Origin of the sequence: Variovorax sp. J31P207, assembly GCF_030316965.1 — a bacterium.
In the GTDB taxonomy this organism is placed as follows: Bacteria; Pseudomonadota; Gammaproteobacteria; order Burkholderiales; family Burkholderiaceae_C; genus Variovorax; species Variovorax ginsengisoli_B.
Genome location: NZ_JASZYN010000002.1, coordinates 388,568 through 404,740 on the forward strand (window position 1 = coordinate 388,568; position 16,173 = coordinate 404,740).

Here is a 16,173-nt window from a genome sequence, read left to right on the forward strand (position 1 = left end):
GTGACGCCGTCATGTCGACTGCGCGGCGCCCTGGCCCGGCGGGAGATGGACGAGGGTGAGCGATACCCAGCGAATCTGTTGCGTCTCGGTTCGCTGGATCAGCCCGAGGCTCTCCAGTTCCTGCACAACCTGCGGCAGCCTCTCGGCCAGCTGCTGCGACAGGGACACGCCTTTCTTCGTGACCAGCGACAGGGTGCGCAGCGCGATTTCCGGCGCCGAGGCCTTGCGGCCTGCTCGCGTGGCCCCGTAAAGACGAACCAGCAGGTGCGCATGGACCTCGGTGAGCACCGCGCTCGCCGGCCCCAGCAGCGATGCGAGCGCCGCCGTGAATGCGCCGATGCCGACCTCCGACCGGAGCCCGGCGGCACGGACCGGGTCCAGCAACGCGCCGACCAGGCCCCAGCTGGGCAATCGCACCTGCCTCGGCTGGTCGTTGTCCACGATCTCCAGCGTCGCCAGGCGGACAGCGGCCGCCAGTTCTCCCTTGAGGTACTCCGACACGCCCAACACCGTCGGCCAGGCATGGATCAGGTTGCAGAAACCGCTGATCTCGCCTTGCGTCTGCCGGCCGGTCGCGAGGGCCTCGAGCACGGCGCGAAAGGCCAGTTGCTCGTCTTTCGTGGGGACCCACTGCCGTTCGGCTGGCAGCATGCTCTGGGCCAGGGGCGCCAGGTCGTCCAATACGCCTCGCCGCAACGCCCACAACGTGCGTCTCCCACTGGAGGGCAGGAGCGCATCGGGCTGCAGGGAACTCCAGATCGCCACCTGGCTCGCCGGGCTGAGACGAGCCATCCCGAGGTTCAGGGCAGACTGGCAGGAAGCGACCAGGCCGATGTACGCCGACACGCTCAATCGGCGCTCGCCACGCACGAACACACCTTCTTCCCTTTGCGCTTCAATGGGCATCCCACGGGCCTCCAGTGGCATGGCGATACTTGCCGCAAATGTTGCCGCCGTGCTGCCTGATCGCAGCGTCCCCGAGGGACGCCATCGGGCACGTCAATGGCTCCAGCCGGCAAGCGGAGAACTCTCACCATGCTCTGGAGCGAATGCTACGGGAAGATCCAGCAGATGAGTCCGAAGGCCGCCAAGCTGGCTTCGCCAGGGACGAGTTCGTCGCGGGGAAGGTCAGAAACTTCGCGTAGCGCCGGAAAGTCGACCTTCACCGGACGCGACGAAGTGTGCAGAAACTTCGGACGCCACGGCCCCGGCGGATCGACCCTGGGTCGCCGAGGCCTTTGCCACTTCGAGCTCGTACTGTTGCCAGCCCGTCGCCGGCACCACCTCCCCCGCGCGCGAGCTGACTGCCTGCAACTGGTCGCACAGCGCCTCTCCGGCGCGCGCTCGGTCGGCCAAGTGCACGCCCTGGGTCATCGTGATGTGCGCGCACTCGAAACTGCCCGCCCCGGCCAACAGGATCATGCGCGTCGGTGCATCATCGCCCACCAGGGCCACCAGCCCCGGGCTCACCTCCTCGGGCGTCAGGCGCGCCAGTGCCTCGGGCGGCAGGATGGCCTCGGTCATGGCGGTGGCGGCGCTGGGCGCCAGGCAGTTCACGCGGATGTTGCGGCGCTCGCCTTCCAGGGCCAGGGTCTGCATCAGGCCCACCAGCGCCATCTTGGCCGCGCCATAGTTGGACTGGCCGAAGTTGCCGTACAAGCCGGAGGACGAAGTCGTCATCACGATGCGGCCGTACTGCTGCTCCTGCATCCGCGCCCACACCGCCTTGGTGCAGTGCACGGCGCCCATCACGTGCACGTCCATCACCAGGCGAAAGTCCTCGAGCGACATCTTGGAAAAGGTGCGGTCTCGCAGGATGCCGGCGTTGTTGACGAGTATGTCGATGCGTCCCCACCGCTCGACGGCATGCGCCGCCATGGCCTCCATCTCGTCGGGGCGCGTCACGTCGCCCGTGAGCGCGATGGCATCGCCGCCTGCCCGAAGGATTTCGTCCACGACCGCACTCGCCGCCGCGGCGTTGCGCTCGTGGGCCAGGTCGTTGACCACGACGCGCGCACCGTGGCGCGACAGCTCGAGCGCATGGGTACGGCCCAGTCCGCCTCCCCCGCCGGTGACGATGGCCACCCGGCCCGACAAGAGTTTCTTCATCACGTCTTCTCCAACTTCAGTGTTCAGGATGCCGCCGCGGCGCGGCCCTTGACGCCCAGCATGGCGCGGGCTTCTTCCGGCGTCGCCACTTCGAGCGACAACTCGTCCAGGATGCGTCGAATCTTGCGTACCTGCTCGGCGCAATTCCGTGCAAGCTGACCCTTTCCCAGGTACAGGCTGTCTTCCAGCCCCACACGCACGTTGCCGCCGAGCACCGCGCCCATGGTCAGCAGCGGCATCTGGTGCCTACCCGCTCCGAGCACCGAGAAGCGGTAGCCGCCTCGCCCGAACAGGCGGTCGGCGGTGCTCTTGAGCGTGACCAGGTTCTCGGGGTCGGCGCCGAGTCCGCCCAGGATGCCCAGGACGCCCTGGATGAACAGCGGCCCCTCGATCAGGCCTTCGTCGACGAAATGCGCGAGGCTGTAGAGGTGGCCCAGGTCGTAGCACTCGAACTCGAAGCGCGTGCCGCACTCCTTGCCCAGCACCTGGAGAATGTGCTTGATGTCGCGGAAGGTGTTGCGGAAGATCAGGTCTTCCATGCCCTCCACGTAAGGCTTCTCCCAATCGTGCTGCCACTGGCTGTACTTGCGCGCCAGCGGATGCACCGAGAAGTTCATCGAGCCCATGTTGAGCGAGCACATCTCGGGCTTCTCCTGCAGCGGATAGGCCAGGCGCTCCTCCAGCGTCATCCGTGTGCTGCCACCGGTGGTGATGTTGATGACGGCATCGGTGCTGGCCTTGATCCGGGGCACGAACTGGTCGAACACGCGCGGATCGGCAGTCGGACGGCCGTCCAGAGGGTCGCGCGCATGCAGATGAAGGATTGCCGCGCCGGCCTCGGCGGCCTCGATCGCCTGGGTGGCGATCTGCTCCGGCGTCAGCGCCAGGTAGGGCGACATCGTCGGCGTGTGCACCGAGCCTGTGACGGCGCAGGTGATGATGACTTTCTCTTGGCCTTGGGCCATTGATTTGCTCCTGTTCATCAAACCGCCAACCACTGGGACAGCAGTCCCCGGTCGGCCTCCAACTGTGCGGGCGAGCCCTCGAAGACGATGCGGCCGTGCCCCATGACGCACACCCTCGACGACACCTTCAGCGCAATCGCCAGCTTTTGTTCGACGAGCACCACCGACACGCCCTGGCGCCGCATGTCCTGGATGCACTCGCCCACCTGCGCCACGATCTTGGGCGCAAGGCCTTCGGTCGGCTCGTCGATCAGGATGGCCAGCGGGTTGCCGAGCAGCGAACGGCAGATGGTGAGCATCTGCTGCTCGCCGCCCGAGAGGCTGCCGGCCTTCGTGTTCCGGCGCTCCTTCAGACGGGGGAAGTACTCGAACATCTGCGGCACCGTCCAGCGCCGAGCACCCTGCACCGGCGTCTGCTCGCCCATTCGAAGGTTCTCGTCCACCGTGAGGTTGGCGAACACCTCGCGCTCTTCCGGCACATAGGCCAGGCCGGATCGGCAGATCGCATGTGGCTTGGCGCCGGCCAGTTCCCGGCCTTCGAGCCACACGCGGCCCGAACTTGGCGGCACCAGGCCCATGATGGCCTTGAGCGCGGTCGAGCGGCCAGAGCCGTTGCGCCCGAGCAGGCTCAGCACCTCGCCGCGCGCGAGCCCGAAGCTGACGCCGCGCAGGATATGGCTCTTGCCATAGTGGGCCTGCAGGTCGTCGACGCGCAGGAGCGCAGGGGTCGGTGCATTCATGCCGCGACCTCTTCGCCCAGGTAGGCTTCGCGCACGCCCTGGTGGTTGCGGATCTGATCCGGCGTGCCGGTGGCAACGACCTCGCCGTAGACCAGGACGCTGATCCGGTCGGCCAGGGCGAACACGACGTCCATGTCGTGCTCCACGATCAGCAGGGCGCGCCCGGCCGTCACTTCGCGGATCAGTTCCATCGTGTAGTGGGTCTCTTCGCTGGACATGCCGGCCATGGGCTCGTCCAGCAGGATCGCCTTGGGGTCGGACGCCAGCGTCATCGCCAGCTCCAGCGAGCGCTGCTCGGAGTAGGACATCTCGCCAGCCAGCGTCTGCGCCTGGGCCTGCAGCCGCACTTTTTCGAGCAGCGTCTCCGTGGCCGCGCGCAATCCGGCCAGGCGGTCGATGACGCGCCAGAAGGTGTATTGCCGCTCGTGATGACGCATCAGCGCCAGCCTGATGTTCTCGAACACCGTGAGCTTGGGGAAGATGTTGGTGATCTGGAAGGAGCGCGCCAGCCCGAGGCGGTTGATGCGCTGTGGCGCCCAGCCGGTGATGCGCTGGCCGTCGAAGATCACCTCGCCCGAAGTTGGAGCGAGGTTGCCCGAGACCAGGTGGAACAGGGTCGATTTGCCGGCGCCATTGGGACCGATCAGCGCGCGCCGCTCGCCGGGGCGAAGTTCGAGGTCCACGCCCCGGATGATCTCGGTGGCGCCGAAGGACTTGCGCAGACCGCGAAGCGAAAGAATGGAATCGTTCATGGCAAGGCTCGTTCACTCAGGTCTGCCGCGCGCTCCGGGACTTCGGGCGAAGCCGCGAGCGCCAGCCCGCGACGGCAGCGTTGCGCCACGCCGGCCATCAGCGCCCCCGCAGCCAGCAGGCCCGCCGGCACGATCCAGGTGCCCACCGCAGCGGCCGACCAGGCGCGACCGAAGAGCTGCACCGGCGGCGCAGTCCCGCTCATGCGCGCGAGCGAGCGATAGTCCTGTGAGCAGAGCCGCTGCAGCATCTCCACCAGGAAGACGGCCCCGCCCGCCAGCAGCAGTCCGGCGACCACCGCGCTCAAGGCCAGCGGCAGTACCGCCATGACGCCGTGGCGCCCGAGCAGCCGCAGCGTCGCGGTCGCCAGCCCGGTCAGCCCCTCGGGCATGAACATCATCACCAGCACGAACAGGACGCCCTGGTAGAGCAGCCAGGACGGCGTGGTGTCGGACACCGCGTAGCCGAAGAAGCTCATCAGCGCAGCGCCCAGCGCCGGGCCGAGGAAGCTGCCGACGCCGCCGATATAGCTGTTGAGCACCACGGTCGCCGACACGCCGGCGTCGAAGACGACGTAGTTGGCCGACTCGTTGCCCAATACCTGCAGGCCGCCGGCGATGCCGGAGAACATCGACGAGACGGCGAAGGCCGACACGCTCAGTCCATGCACGTCGTAGCCGAGGAAGCGCAGCCGATGCTCGTTTTCGCGCAGAGCCAGGGTGAGTCGGCCCAGCGGCGTGCGCGTGTGGAAGTACAGCAGGGCGAGCGAAACCAGCACCCAGGCCAGCGTCAGGTAGTACACCTGCGTGGTCGAACCGAAGCTCAGACCCCAGGCCGGCATGCGCATGGTCGAGATGCCCGATTCACCGCCGAACCAGCCCTTGAGCTGCGGCGCCAGCGCGTGCAGCAGTTCGGCGATCGCCAGCGTGATCATCGCGAACGCCGTGCCGCTGCGCTGGGTGGCGAACCAACCCGCGATCAGGCCAAAGCCCAGGCCGCCGAGCGCCCCGACCAGCGGCATCAGGGGCGTCGGCAACAGGCCGGTGCCGCCGAGCGCGTTCATGGCGTGCACCGTGGCGAAGGCGCCGACGCCGAAATAGGCCGCGTGGCCGAAGGAGAGCATGCCGGCGCGTCCGGCAAGCAGGCTGTAGGCACAGGCGAAGAGAGCAGCGATCAGCGCCTGGATCGAGGCGTTGAGCAGGCCGGCCGGCAGCAGGACCGGAAGCGCGCCGAGCACGGCCACGGCGGCGAGCGCAGGCAGGAGCGGGGTACGCATCGTCATCAGGCCTTCTCGCCCATCAGGCCGGAGGGGCGCAGCAGCAGCACGAGCAGCATCAGGGCAAAAGGCAGCGAGGCCGCGAGACTCGACAGCTTGAGCGTGAGCAGGCCACCCGCGCTGCGGGCCCACTCGCCCGCACCCACCAGGGCCAGCGCGTCGGCCAGGCTGCGGTCGACGCCGACTGCCAATGAGGTCAGCACACCGATGAGCAGCGAGGCGAGCATCGCGCCGCCCAGAGAGCCGAGCCCACCCACCACCACCACCACGAACACCATGACCCCCACTTCGAGCGCCATGTTCGGATTGGTGGTGTAGAACGCGCCCGCGATGGCACCCGCCAGGCCCGCCAGCGCGGCGCCGACGCCGAACACGCCCATGAAGACCAGCTGCACGTTGTGGCCCAGCGCCTCGACCATGCGCGGCTTGTAGATTGCCGAGCGCACGACGATGCCCACCCGCGTGCGGGTCAGCAGCAAGTAGATCGCGGCGAACATCGCCAGCGCCACGCCCCCCATCAACAAGCGGTATATCGGGTACTGCTGGCTGCCGATCACGAAGGCCGCGGTGTCGAGTGCGGGCGGAATGCGATAGTCCACCGGATAGTTGCCGAAAAACAGCTTGATGGTCTCGGCGATGATGAATGAAAGACCGAAGGTCAGCAGCAGTTCGTGCGCGTGGCCGTAGCGATGCACGCGGCGCAGGAACCAGCGCTCCACCATCGCGCCCACCGCACCCGCCAGCAGCGTGGCCAGCACGACCGCCGGCGCGAAGCCGACGATGCCCTGCATCGTGTAGGCGAAGTAGGCGCCCAGCATGTAGAACGAGGCGTGGGCGAAGTTGAGCACGCCCATCATCCCGAAGATCAGCGTGAGCCCGGCCGAGACCATGAACAGCAGCAATCCGTGGATCACGCCGTTGAGGAGCGAGAAGATGATCCAGTCCATGGCTCAGAGATACTCGAGGTTGCCGTCGACGCTGATGGCCTGGCCGCTGAGATTGCGCGCCGCCGGCGAGCACAGGAAGAGCGCCATCGCGGCCACGTCGCTCGCGCTGACCATGCGCCGCAGCGAGATCTTGCGCAGGTACTCCTCGCGCATCTGCTCGACGCCCTGGCCCAGCGCAGCCGCGCGCGAAGCGATGACGCCGTCCATGCGTTCGCCCTCCACGACCCCGGGGAGGATCGCGTTGACGCGAATGCCCTGCGGACCGAGCTCCATGGCAAGCGACTTGGTCAGGCCCACGATGGCCCACTTGGTGGATGCGTACGGCGTGCGGAAGGCATAGCCCAGGCGACCCGCCACCGAACTCATCGCGATCAACACGGGATCGGCAGTCGATTCCTTCAGCAGCGGCACGGCGCGGCGGGCGAAATAGAACTGGCTGTTGAGGTTGACCGACACGGTGCGCTCCCAGCCGCTTGCGTCGAAGCTCTCGATGGGTCCGGTCGGCCCGGCGATGCCCGCGTTGTTGATCAGCACGTCCAGGCCACCCAGGCAGCCGCGCACGTCGTCGAACACCAGGTCGACATCGGCGGCTACCGACACGTCGGCCATGCTGCCCGTGATTCCGGGCGTCTCGGTCACCAGCCGATCCAATGCCGCGCGATCGATGTCGCACACGTGCACCCGCGACCCGGCCTCGTGAAAGGCACGCGCGATGCAGGCGCCGATGCCGCTGGCACCGGCGGTCACCAGCACGCGCAGTTCCGGCAGGGGTCGAAGGGATTCGTACAGCGGCATTGGGGGTCCTCCACACTTGCGCGCCGCCACCCATGGCGCCGCGTCGTCTGACTGAGTCTCTACGTGGCGCACGCCTCGCCCTATGTGTCGGGCGCACACTTTTTCCCCGGCTTCGATGTCATCGTCCCTCGTGCAAGCGGCGACTGCGTCTGTTAGCCTCGTCACGGGGACCGCATGTCCCCGTCGGCACGAGAACTCGAGACAGCACGATGAGAACCAATGAAGAGGAGACCGGCGAGCAGATCGCCTTGCAGCTCGTTCGCCTGCTGCACCAGGGGACGCCCAGCGACGAATTCGCGCAATGCATGGCCGAGGTCGATGCATTGCCCGCCAGCCGGCCTGGCAAGTCCAACCTGGTCGAGGCGGTGCGCATGGCGATGGCCGTGCGCAACCGCCTCGAACTGCTCCAGCAACGCGAAAGTGGCATGTCGGCCGTGATCGAGTCGGCGCAGGAACTCTCGAGCCGGCTCGACCTCACCAGCCTCCTCGGCGCCATCGTGGCGCGCGCGCGAAAGCTGCTCGGCTCGGACCTGGCGTGGCTGTCGGTGCACGATCCCGCGCGCGACGAATTCCGCGTGCTGGTGGCGCAGGGCGCCATCTCGCCGCGGGTGTCCGACATGGTGACGCTGCGCGATCGCGGCGTCGCAGGCGTGGTCATGTCCACGCACTTGCCCTTCACCACGGCGGACTACCTGCACGACACGCGCTTCACGCATGATGCCGGTCTGGACGAGATATTCCGGGAGGACGGCATCGCCGCCCTCGTCGGCGTGCCGCTGATCTGGGAGGGCGGGGTCATCGGCCTGCTGTTCGTGGCCGACCGCTACCATCGCGTCCACACCACGCAGAGCCTGTCGATCCTCTGCACGCTGGCCACCCACGGTGCGGTCGCGCTGAAAAACGCACGCGACTTCGAGGCGGTGCGCGCAGCGCTGGACAAGGCCGATGCGACCCGCGCCGAACTGGAGCGGCACCTGCGCGGCATCCAGGCCGCCGCGGACGCACACGAGCAGATGACCTCGCTGCTGGCCCGCGGCGCATCGCTGTCCACGCTGTGTCAATCGGTGGCGCAACTGCTCGGTGGCAGCCTGGTGGTGCTGGACGAGGCGGCGCAGGTGATCAGCCAGGGTGCCGCGACAAGTTATGCAGGCCTCGGTGCACAAGGCTACGAGCCGCACGGCGGGCGCAGCGCAGAGCTGGCGCACGCCTTGCGGTTGAGCCGCCAGGCGGGCCGTTCCGTCCAGGCCTTCGAGGTGGACGGTGAATGCTGCCGCGTGATGCCGGTCATCGGCGGCGACGACATGCTGGGTTCGATCGCGCTCTTCCATCGAGGCGCACTCGAAGAGGTGGCGGTGCGTACCTTCGAGCGCAGCTCCAGCGTGATCGGCATCGTGCTGCTGTCGCAGGAACGGATGGAAGCCGCCAAGAGCCGCAATGTCTCGGCGCTGCTGCGCACGCTGGTGTCGCCGCGACAGGACGAATGGGCCGTGCTGGTCAACCGCGCCGAACGCCTGGGTCTCGATCTGTCACAGCCGCTGACCCTCCTGCTCGTCGAGATGGAGGGCCCCGGTGCCGGCTACGCGGCGCGGTATTTCCGCTCCATGGCGTCGATGGAGCGGACGCTGATCGACGAGATCGACGGCATGCTGGTCATCGTCTGCGGCGCACCGCGGGCCCTTGACCTGCGACAGGAATTTTCGGCCTGGGCGCGCCGCAATGCGGGCGCGATGCATCGCGGTGTGCTCTCCCGGCCGGCAGCGTCGCCGGCCGAGCTCCCCCAGCTCTATGCCACGCTCAGGCGCGCCCTGGGCGTGCTGGGACGGCTGGGCATCCAGGGCCAGGTGATCGGCCAGAACGAGTTGGCGCTCTACTCGGCGCTGTTCGAGACGCACGACCAGGCGAGCCTGTCCCATTTTCTCGAAGCAACCATCGGCCCCCTGATCTCGCACGACCGCAAGAAGAACGCCCAGCTGGCGTCGACGCTGCTGCACTACTTCGACGGCAACCAGAACGCCAAGACCACTGCGCAGCGCCTGGGCATCCACGTGAACACGGTGCGTCAACGGCTCGCCACCATCGAGGACATGCTGGGACATTGGGGCAACGCCGCGCGGGCGCTGGAGATCCACATGGCGCTGCGCCTGTGGAGCCTGATGCGCCAGCCTGAAGCCCCGCCCGCAGCCGACATGCCCTAGCGCCGCCCGAACTCCTTCCCCCCGAGGTAGAGCCGGTTGAACACCGGTGAGATCACCAACTCGTTCACGCAGACATGCGGCGGCAATTCGGCGATGAAGCGGATGGTGCGCCCCAGGTCCTCTTCCTGCAGCATGCGCGCCATGTCCTCGTCGCTCGGCGCCACGGGGCGCGACTTGAGGATCGGCGTAGCCACTTCGCCCGGGCACAGGGCCGTGGCGCGCAAGCCATTGACGCCCTCTTCGATGTTGAACGAATGGCTGAGCGCGATCATGCCGGCCTTGCTCGCGGTATAGGCCGGGCCCGTCAGGTGCGTCAGGTGCCAGCCGACGAACGAGGCGACGTTGATCACCGTGCCACGCCCGAGCGAGCGCATGCCGTGGATGACCGCCAGCGTGCAATAGGTCGCGCCATGGAGATTGACGGCCATCACCTTGTCAAAGGTCTCGCCGTCCGTGTCGCCCCAGTAGCGCTTGGGAAAGTTGATGCCGGCACTGTTGACCAGGATGCTCACCGGGCCGTGCGCCGCGTGGACAGCCTGGGCCACGCGCCGGACCGATTCCCTGTCGGCGACGTCCATCGGCATCGCGCTGACGGCATCGGCATCGACGCCGTCGCGCCGCGCCGTGGCCAGGGCGGCCTCCAGCTTGGCTGGGTCGCGACCCGATATCACGACACGGCAGCCCGCACGTGCCAGTTCGATGGCACCGGCAAGGCCGATGCCGCTGCCACCACCGGTGATCCAGGCGAGCTGGCCTTCGAGAGATGAGGACATGGATGGTTCTCCGTTGGGTGCCAAGGGTACCTGACTCAGCCCGGACGCTGCATCTTGCAGCTTGCCTGTGCAGGCACCGAGATCGCTTCGGCGCTGAACACCTTCACCGGCTTGAATCCCATGTCGGTTCCGTCGGCCTTGTACTTCGCGTCCTTGGACACCACCGACACCACCAGCGGCATCTGCACCTGGTGGTCGGCCGCGCGCATGCTCATTTCGCCCATGGGCGTCATGAACTTGCCGGCTTCCAGCGCCTTGGCGAAGGCGTTGACGTCGAGCGCACCGCCGACGGGCTTGGTGCGCTTGAGCGCATCGGTCACCATGTCGAGGCCGAACACCGTCTGCGGCTCGACGAACACCGGCGCGTGACCGATCTTCGCGGTGTAGTCGGCCACGAAGCGCTCGCCAGCCGCGCCGGCGGCTTCCGCATTGAAGGCATGGACCACGAAGTTGCCGATCGCCAGATCTCCCGCGTTGCTGACGTTGCCGGGCTGGTCGAGGTAGACCGTGCCGAAGCGCGCCTTGAGGCCGGAGGCCTTGGCTGCCTTCATCATCAGCAGCAAGTCGTTCGACCAGTTGCCGGTGATCACGGTCTCGGCGCCGGAGGCGCTGATCTTGGACACGTAGGGCGCGAAGTCCTGGATCTTGTTGACATCGTGCAGCGTCTTCTCCACCAACTGGTAGCCTCCGGCGCCCGCGTTGTCGACGATGGCCTGCTCCATGTCCTGGCCCCAGGAATAGTTCTGGTTGATGGAATAGACCTTGGTGCCCAGCGCCTTGGCTTCCTTCATCGCCTGCACCAGGGCCTTGGCACGGATCTGGGCGTTGCCCGCGAAGCGGAAGTGATAGAAATTGCACTTGTCGCCGGTGAGTTCGAGCGCCTCGGCACCGACGTTGATGTAGACCACCTCCTTGCCGGGGTTGCGCAGGTTGTACTTGCGCACGTCCTCGGTGATCTGGCCACCGATCGCGGACGACGAACCCTGCACGATGATCTGCACGCCGTCGGCGACCGCCGCCTTCAGCTTCTCGGACGCGCCGGCCGGGCCGCCCTGGTTGTCGTACTCGATCAGTTGCACCGGCTCGCCGTTCCAGCCGCCAGAGGCGTTGAACTTGTCGATGGCATAGCGCACGCCTGCGCGGTAGGCCTGGCCCGAAGAGGCCTGCGGACCGGAAAGCGTCTCGACCATCCCGATCTTCACCGGCGCGGCTTGGGCCACCGCGGCGAGCAACAGGGAAGCCGGCAGCGCGGCACGGACAAGTTGGCGAACGACCGTCATGGGTTTTGTCTCCTTCAGTGGTAATGCGAGGGAAGTCTCCGCAAACCGCGCGGTACGCCCTATGTGTCGCACGCACACATTTGCAGCCCCCTCGATGTCATCGACTCGCCGGTCGATGGGGAGCGCGAGACGCCGCCCCGATGGTGCGTGCACGCCCCTCGAAAACCCGACCTGGGGCTTTCCCGCGCTGTCCGCAAATGACTCCTGGCGTTCCGCGCACGACCTTTCGGGCCGCCACGCCGCGCATCAACATCGGCCGCCAAGGCGCTGGGTGTGGTCACCGACCACGGCGCCCCATCCAAAGAAACATGGAGACTCCAGTGAAACAACGACATCTGTTCCTGCTCGGCTGCCTGAGCGCCGTGACGCTTTCGGCCTGCGGCGGCGGAGGCAGCGGCGGTACGGGCTTGCTGGCCGCGCCCACCTCGACCCCCGTAGCGGCCACGCCCGCCTCCCCTCCGGCCTCGCCGCCCGCCGTGCCCACGCCCAAGGCATGTGCTGACCTGGTCGGCATGGCGATTCCCGCCTCGGCCATCGGGCTGCCCACCACCGGCGGCAAGGTGACCGCGGCGACCGTCACCGCGGCAACCGGCACCGGCGCCACGGCGCTGCCGGAGTACTGCAATGTGCTCGGCAGCATCGCGCCGGTGGACCCCAACGCGCCCAGCATCAACTTCCGCCTGGCGCTGCCCACCGCCTGGAACAAGAAGGTGGTCATGTTCGGCGGCGGCGGCTTCGACGGCACGCTCCCCAACGTGGCAGGCAACGTGCCCGCGGGTCCGGCCGACCAGCCTGCGCCCCTCGGCCGCGGCTACGCCACCTTCGCCAGCGACTCCGGCCACCAGGCCAACGCCGCCGGTTCGCTGGACGGGCAGTTCCAGCTCAACGACGAGGCCTTCCGCAACTTCGGCGGCCACGCGCTCAAGAAGACGCGCGATGCCGCCGTCTATCTCATCCAGGCCCGCTATGCGGCCGGCGCGCCAGTGAAGTCGTACTTCGCCGGCGGCTCGACCGGCGGCCGCGAGGCCGTGTCCGTGGCGCAGCGCTGGCCGCAAGACTGGGACGGCATCATTGCCTGGTACCCGGCATGGAACCAGCTCTCGGCAATGCTCGGCGGCCACCGCATGAGCCGCGCCCTGGCCCAGCCGGGCGCCTACCCGAACACGCCCAAGCGGGCGCTCTTGCGCCAGGCGGTGCTGGAGGCCTGCGACACGCTGGACGGCGTCGCCGACGGCCTGGTCAGCAACCAGCTGCGGTGCAACAGCACCTTCGATCCCTCGGTGGCCACGGTGAACGGCGCGCCGCTGCGTTGTGCCAACGGTGCCGATACAGGCGACACCTGCCTTTCGGACGCGCAGATCGCCGCGCTCAAGACCATCAACACCGCGACCAGTTTCAACTTCTTCCTCGCCAGCGGCTCCACCGGGTACCCGGGCTACAACGTCTGGGGTGCCGACCTGGGCATCACCAGCAACCCCTCGCCGCTGCAGCCGACCGTGACCTTCCTGAACTTCGGCACCGAGCAGCCGGCGATGCCCGTGCCGGCCGGCGCGCCCTACATCACCAAGCAACTCGACCAGACGATCAAGTACGGCGTCACGCGCGACCTCCAGTTCGACTCCCTGTCCCTCGATCCCGAGAACCCGGGACCTTGGGGCGCCCGCCTCAGCGAATTGAGCACGATGCTCGACGTCAGCAGCGACCTGTCGGCGTTCGCGGCACGGGGCGGGAAGCTGCTGCTCGCGCACGGCCTGTCGGACGTGCTGGTGAGCACCCGCGCCACCGAGCAGTTCTACCAGCGCCTGCAGGCGCAGTTGGGACCGAACTACGTCGACGGCTTCGCGCGCTACTACGAAGTCGCGGGCTACGGCCATGCGGTCAGCACCGTGTTCAACGCGACCTGGGACTCGCTGACGGCGCTGGAGCAATGGGCAGAGAACGGCACCGCGCCCAAGGCGCAGGTGACCACCGACACGGCAGGGGTGCCGGGCCGCAAGCGGCCGCTGTGCGACTACCCCGCGTGGCCCAAATACAAGGGCACGGGCGACGTGAACGCCGCCGAATCCTTCACTTGCGCAACGTTCTGATCTGGCGGGGCCCTCGGTGTGCTCACATCGTCGCGCCCCGATCTATGTGACATGACGACATAGGCGCGGCGCACGCCGCGCCGGAGACTGCAGCCAGGATCGATGGCCCTGGCGAGTCCGACGCATGTCACAACGGATAACGCCCCCCTGGGGGCGGCACTACCCTCCTTACCAAATCACCGCCCTGGTCCGGCTGCTCCAGCGAAAGGACGTGCCGGCAGGCGCGGTACTGGCCGGCACCGGGCTGGACGCTGCGGCGCTGGACGACGTCGCTTGCCGCACCTCGGTCCTGCAGCACCTCGCGGTCTGGCGCAACGCACTGGAGCTCCGGGCCGTCCCGGGCCTGTCGTTCGAACTGGGTCGCGGCCTGCACCTGCCCGACCATGGCACCTACGGCCTGATGCTGCTGTCCTGTGAATCGGTGGACGACTACTTTCGCCGGGCCGAGACCTACCAGGGGCTGGTGGCCAACGCCCTCGCCCTGGAGGCCCGCACCGACGGGGGTGATGCACTCTGGGTGCTTGGCGACGGCGGCGACCGCGAGCTGCCCGACGGCCTGCGCATCTTCGTGCTCGAGCAGCAGTTCGCCCAGCTCGTCACCCAGCTGCACGACCTGCTGGGGCCCGAAGTCCGGCCCACCTTGGCGCGCTTCGCGTATCCCGCGCCGGCACATCGGGCGATGTACGCCGAGCAGCTGCAGTGCCCCTGCATATTCGGCTGGCATCGCAACGAGCTTCACTTCGGCGGCGAGCTGCTGTCAATGCGTCCGCGGCTGGCCAACGCCTTCACCGCCGCCGTGCTCCAGTCGGCCTGCGAGGGCCTGCTGGCGGAGGTCGAGGAATCTCCCGGCTTCGCGGGAAAGGTCTACCAGGCCCTGCGCCTGCTGCCTGATCCGGGGGCCGGGATGAAGGCGATGGCCTCGACGTTCAAGATGAACGAGCGCACGCTGCGGCGACGCCTCGCTCGCGAGGGCACCTCCTTCTCGAACATTGCCGACCAGGTCCGCCACAGCGTGGCGACCCAGCACCTGCAGCGGCCGGATGCCAGTGTCGAGCAGATCGCCCTGATCACGGGCTTCTCGGACTCGGCCAACTTCAGGCGCGCCTTCCTGCGCTGGACCGGGATGACACCGGCGCAGTTCCGAAGGCAGCATCAGGAGCGCCGCGCGCATCCGCATCCATGGACCCTGCGTGGCGAGAACGCCTCGGTCTCGCTCGCCGCACCGTGAGGCGCGTGCGGCAGGCGTCGGGCACCGCCGCGCGATGCATCACTCGACCGTGATGTTCGCGGACTTGATGATCTGCGCCCACTTGCGCGTCTCGCTGGCAATGAACGCACTGAATTCGGCCGCGGTGCCGCCGCGCAACTGAAGTCCCGCGGCCTCGGCCTTGCGGCGAACCTCGACGTCGCCCACCGCCGCATTGATCCCGGCATTCAGTCGCTCGACGATGCTCGCCGGCGTTCCGGCCGGCGCGAGCATGCCGTACCAGCCATAGCCCACCACGGACGGCAGTCCTTGCTCCCGGAGGGTCGGCGCCTGCGGGTAGAGCGGCGTGCGCTCTTCCGTCGCGACACCCAGCACCCGCAGCTTGCCGGCCTGGATGTGGGGAACCGCGGTCGAGATGGCCGTCAAGGTGGCGTCGATCCGTCCCGCAAGAAGCTCGGTGTAGGCCGGCGCATCGCCGCGGTACTGCACCACGATGCCATTGGCACCGGCACTGCGCAACAGAAGTTCGGCCGTCAGGTGCGGCGCGGAGCCAGCGCCGGGCGAGCCGAAGGTCACGCCCTTGGGGTCGGCCTTCGCGTACTTGATGAACTCGGCCAGCGATTTGTACGGCGCCTCGGCATTGACCACCAGGAACAGAGGCGCGATTGCCGTGCTCGCGATGGAAGTGAAGCTCTTGTGCACGTCGTACGGCAAGTCCTTGTAGAGGGCTTCTCCGATCGCGATCGGTGCTGCCGCATGGAGCAGCGTGTAGCCATCCGGCGGCGCCTTGGCCACATACTCGTTGGCGATGCGTGTCCCGGCACCGGACTTGTTCTCGACCACGATGCCCTGGCCAAGACCTCGTGAAAGGAAGTCGCCAAGCACGCGCGTCAGGATGTCGTTCGACCCCCCGGCGCCGTAAGGAGAGACCATGCGGATCGGCCGTGCGGGCCATCCCTGCGCATGGCCGGATGCGCTCCAGGGCAGTGTGAGGCCGGCAGCCGCCGCTGCAAGAAGCTGTCTGCGGTTCATTGTCATTCCTGCTTGTC

General features: G+C 67.8%; 14 protein-coding genes. 3 read left to right on the plus strand and 11 right to left on the minus strand.

The annotated features are described in order from the left end of the window. Nucleotides 1-9: 9 nt before the first annotated feature. The 8 genes from QTI68_RS07420 to QTI68_RS07455 all read right to left on the minus strand — a co-directional run bounded on the left by QTI68_RS07420 (nucleotide 10) and on the right by QTI68_RS07455 (nucleotide 7,582). Nucleotides 10-906 carry a hypothetical protein gene (locus QTI68_RS07420; RefSeq protein WP_286520666.1) on the minus strand — a complete coding sequence of 299 codons (897 nt, stop codon included), beginning with the start codon at nucleotides 904-906 and terminating at the stop codon, nucleotides 10-12. Nucleotides 907-1,128: 222 nt separating this feature from the next. Next, entirely contained in the window at nucleotides 1,129-2,109 is a 981-nt protein-coding gene (locus QTI68_RS07425; RefSeq protein ID WP_286520668.1) for an SDR family NAD(P)-dependent oxidoreductase, read from the minus strand. A gap of 23 nt (nucleotides 2,110-2,132) precedes the next feature. Then, nucleotides 2,133-3,074, minus strand: coding sequence for a 3,5-dioxohexanoate:acetyl-CoA acetone transferase (gene kce / locus QTI68_RS07430; protein ID WP_286520669.1), 942 nt, complete (start codon nucleotides 3,072-3,074; stop codon nucleotides 2,133-2,135). Between the two features lie 17 nt (nucleotides 3,075-3,091). Continuing rightward, a complete protein-coding gene (locus QTI68_RS07435) occupies nucleotides 3,092-3,814 on the minus strand; it encodes an ABC transporter ATP-binding protein (RefSeq protein WP_286520670.1) in 723 nt (240 codons plus the stop codon). After that, entirely contained in the window at nucleotides 3,811-4,566 is a 756-nt protein-coding gene (locus tag QTI68_RS07440) for an ABC transporter ATP-binding protein (RefSeq protein ID WP_286520671.1), read from the minus strand. The genes QTI68_RS07435 and QTI68_RS07440 overlap by 4 nt, the downstream gene beginning before the upstream one ends. Continuing rightward, a complete protein-coding gene (locus QTI68_RS07445) occupies nucleotides 4,563-5,840 on the minus strand; it encodes a branched-chain amino acid ABC transporter permease (protein ID WP_286521540.1) in 1,278 nt (425 codons plus the stop codon). Before QTI68_RS07445 ends, QTI68_RS07440 begins: the two co-directional genes overlap by 4 nt. Before the next feature lie 5 nt (nucleotides 5,841-5,845). Beyond that, the gene (locus QTI68_RS07450; protein ID WP_286520672.1) at nucleotides 5,846-6,787 is read right to left on the minus strand and encodes a branched-chain amino acid ABC transporter permease; all 942 of its coding nucleotides are present in this window, start codon (nucleotides 6,785-6,787) and stop codon (nucleotides 5,846-5,848) included. A gap of 3 nt (nucleotides 6,788-6,790) precedes the next feature. After that, complete coding sequence (locus QTI68_RS07455) at nucleotides 6,791-7,582, minus strand: SDR family oxidoreductase (protein WP_286520673.1); 792 nt, start codon at nucleotides 7,580-7,582, stop codon at nucleotides 6,791-6,793. Nucleotides 7,583-7,791: 209 nt separating this feature from the next. Between QTI68_RS07455 and QTI68_RS07460 the strand changes: the two genes are divergently transcribed. Beyond that, a complete protein-coding gene (locus QTI68_RS07460) occupies nucleotides 7,792-9,777 on the plus strand; it encodes a helix-turn-helix domain-containing protein (RefSeq protein ID WP_286520674.1) in 1,986 nt (661 codons plus the stop codon). Here the strand turns inward: QTI68_RS07460 and QTI68_RS07465 are convergent. Beyond that, nucleotides 9,774-10,550, minus strand: coding sequence for an SDR family oxidoreductase (locus QTI68_RS07465; protein ID WP_286520675.1), 777 nt, complete (start codon nucleotides 10,548-10,550; stop codon nucleotides 9,774-9,776). The genes QTI68_RS07460 and QTI68_RS07465 overlap by 4 nt on opposite strands. 35 nt (nucleotides 10,551-10,585) lie before the next feature. Beyond that, on the minus strand, nucleotides 10,586-11,830 hold the full coding sequence (locus QTI68_RS07470; protein WP_286520676.1) for a branched-chain amino acid ABC transporter substrate-binding protein: 1,245 nt from the start codon (nucleotides 11,828-11,830) through the stop codon (nucleotides 10,586-10,588). Nucleotides 11,831-12,138: 308 nt separating this feature from the next. On the opposite strand from QTI68_RS07470, the gene QTI68_RS07475 reads away from it, so the two are divergent. Together QTI68_RS07475 and QTI68_RS07480 are read left to right on the plus strand one after the other, a co-directional pair. Then, nucleotides 12,139-13,917: a tannase/feruloyl esterase family alpha/beta hydrolase gene (locus QTI68_RS07475; RefSeq protein ID WP_503011631.1), complete on the plus strand. Its 1,779-nt coding sequence runs from the start codon at nucleotides 12,139-12,141 to the stop codon at nucleotides 13,915-13,917. Between the two features lie 124 nt (nucleotides 13,918-14,041). Next, nucleotides 14,042-15,145, plus strand: coding sequence for an AraC family transcriptional regulator (locus QTI68_RS07480; protein WP_286520678.1), 1,104 nt, complete (start codon nucleotides 14,042-14,044; stop codon nucleotides 15,143-15,145). Between the two features lie 39 nt (nucleotides 15,146-15,184). On the opposite strand, the gene QTI68_RS07485 is transcribed toward QTI68_RS07480, so the two are convergent. Continuing rightward, a complete protein-coding gene (locus tag QTI68_RS07485; protein WP_286520679.1) occupies nucleotides 15,185-16,162 on the minus strand; it encodes a Bug family tripartite tricarboxylate transporter substrate binding protein in 978 nt (325 codons plus the stop codon). Between the last annotated feature and the right edge of the window lie 11 nt (nucleotides 16,163-16,173).

What these genes read in the sequence shown, in the direction of transcription:
- QTI68_RS07420 (WP_286520666.1), bottom strand. Translation starts at nt 906, where the DNA reads ATGCCCATTGAAGCGCAAAGGGAAGAAGGTGTGTTCGTGCGTGGCGAG.
- QTI68_RS07460 (WP_286520674.1), top strand. Translation starts at nt 7,792, where the DNA reads ATGAGAACCAATGAAGAGGAGACCGGCGAGCAGATCGCCTTGCAGCTC.
- QTI68_RS07470 (WP_286520676.1), bottom strand. Translation starts at nt 11,830, where the DNA reads ATGACGGTCGTTCGCCAACTTGTCCGTGCCGCGCTGCCGGCTTCCCTG.
- QTI68_RS07435 (WP_286520670.1), bottom strand. Translation starts at nt 3,814, where the DNA reads ATGAATGCACCGACCCCTGCGCTCCTGCGCGTCGACGACCTGCAGGCC.
- QTI68_RS07485 (WP_286520679.1), bottom strand. Translation starts at nt 16,162, where the DNA reads ATGACAATGAACCGCAGACAGCTTCTTGCAGCGGCGGCTGCCGGCCTC.
- QTI68_RS07455 (WP_286520673.1), bottom strand. Translation starts at nt 7,582, where the DNA reads ATGCCGCTGTACGAATCCCTTCGACCCCTGCCGGAACTGCGCGTGCTG.
- QTI68_RS07450 (WP_286520672.1), bottom strand. Translation starts at nt 6,787, where the DNA reads ATGGACTGGATCATCTTCTCGCTCCTCAACGGCGTGATCCACGGATTG.
- QTI68_RS07445 (WP_286521540.1), bottom strand. Translation starts at nt 5,840, where the DNA reads ATGCGTACCCCGCTCCTGCCTGCGCTCGCCGCCGTGGCCGTGCTCGGC.
- QTI68_RS07480 (WP_286520678.1), top strand. Translation starts at nt 14,042, where the DNA reads ATGTCACAACGGATAACGCCCCCCTGGGGGCGGCACTACCCTCCTTAC.
- QTI68_RS07475 (WP_503011631.1), top strand. Translation starts at nt 12,139, where the DNA reads ATGGAGACTCCAGTGAAACAACGACATCTGTTCCTGCTCGGCTGCCTG.
- QTI68_RS07425 (WP_286520668.1), bottom strand. Translation starts at nt 2,109, where the DNA reads ATGAAGAAACTCTTGTCGGGCCGGGTGGCCATCGTCACCGGCGGGGGA.
- kce (WP_286520669.1), bottom strand. Translation starts at nt 3,074, where the DNA reads ATGGCCCAAGGCCAAGAGAAAGTCATCATCACCTGCGCCGTCACAGGC.
- QTI68_RS07440 (WP_286520671.1), bottom strand. Translation starts at nt 4,566, where the DNA reads ATGAACGATTCCATTCTTTCGCTTCGCGGTCTGCGCAAGTCCTTCGGC.
- QTI68_RS07465 (WP_286520675.1), bottom strand. Translation starts at nt 10,550, where the DNA reads ATGTCCTCATCTCTCGAAGGCCAGCTCGCCTGGATCACCGGTGGTGGC.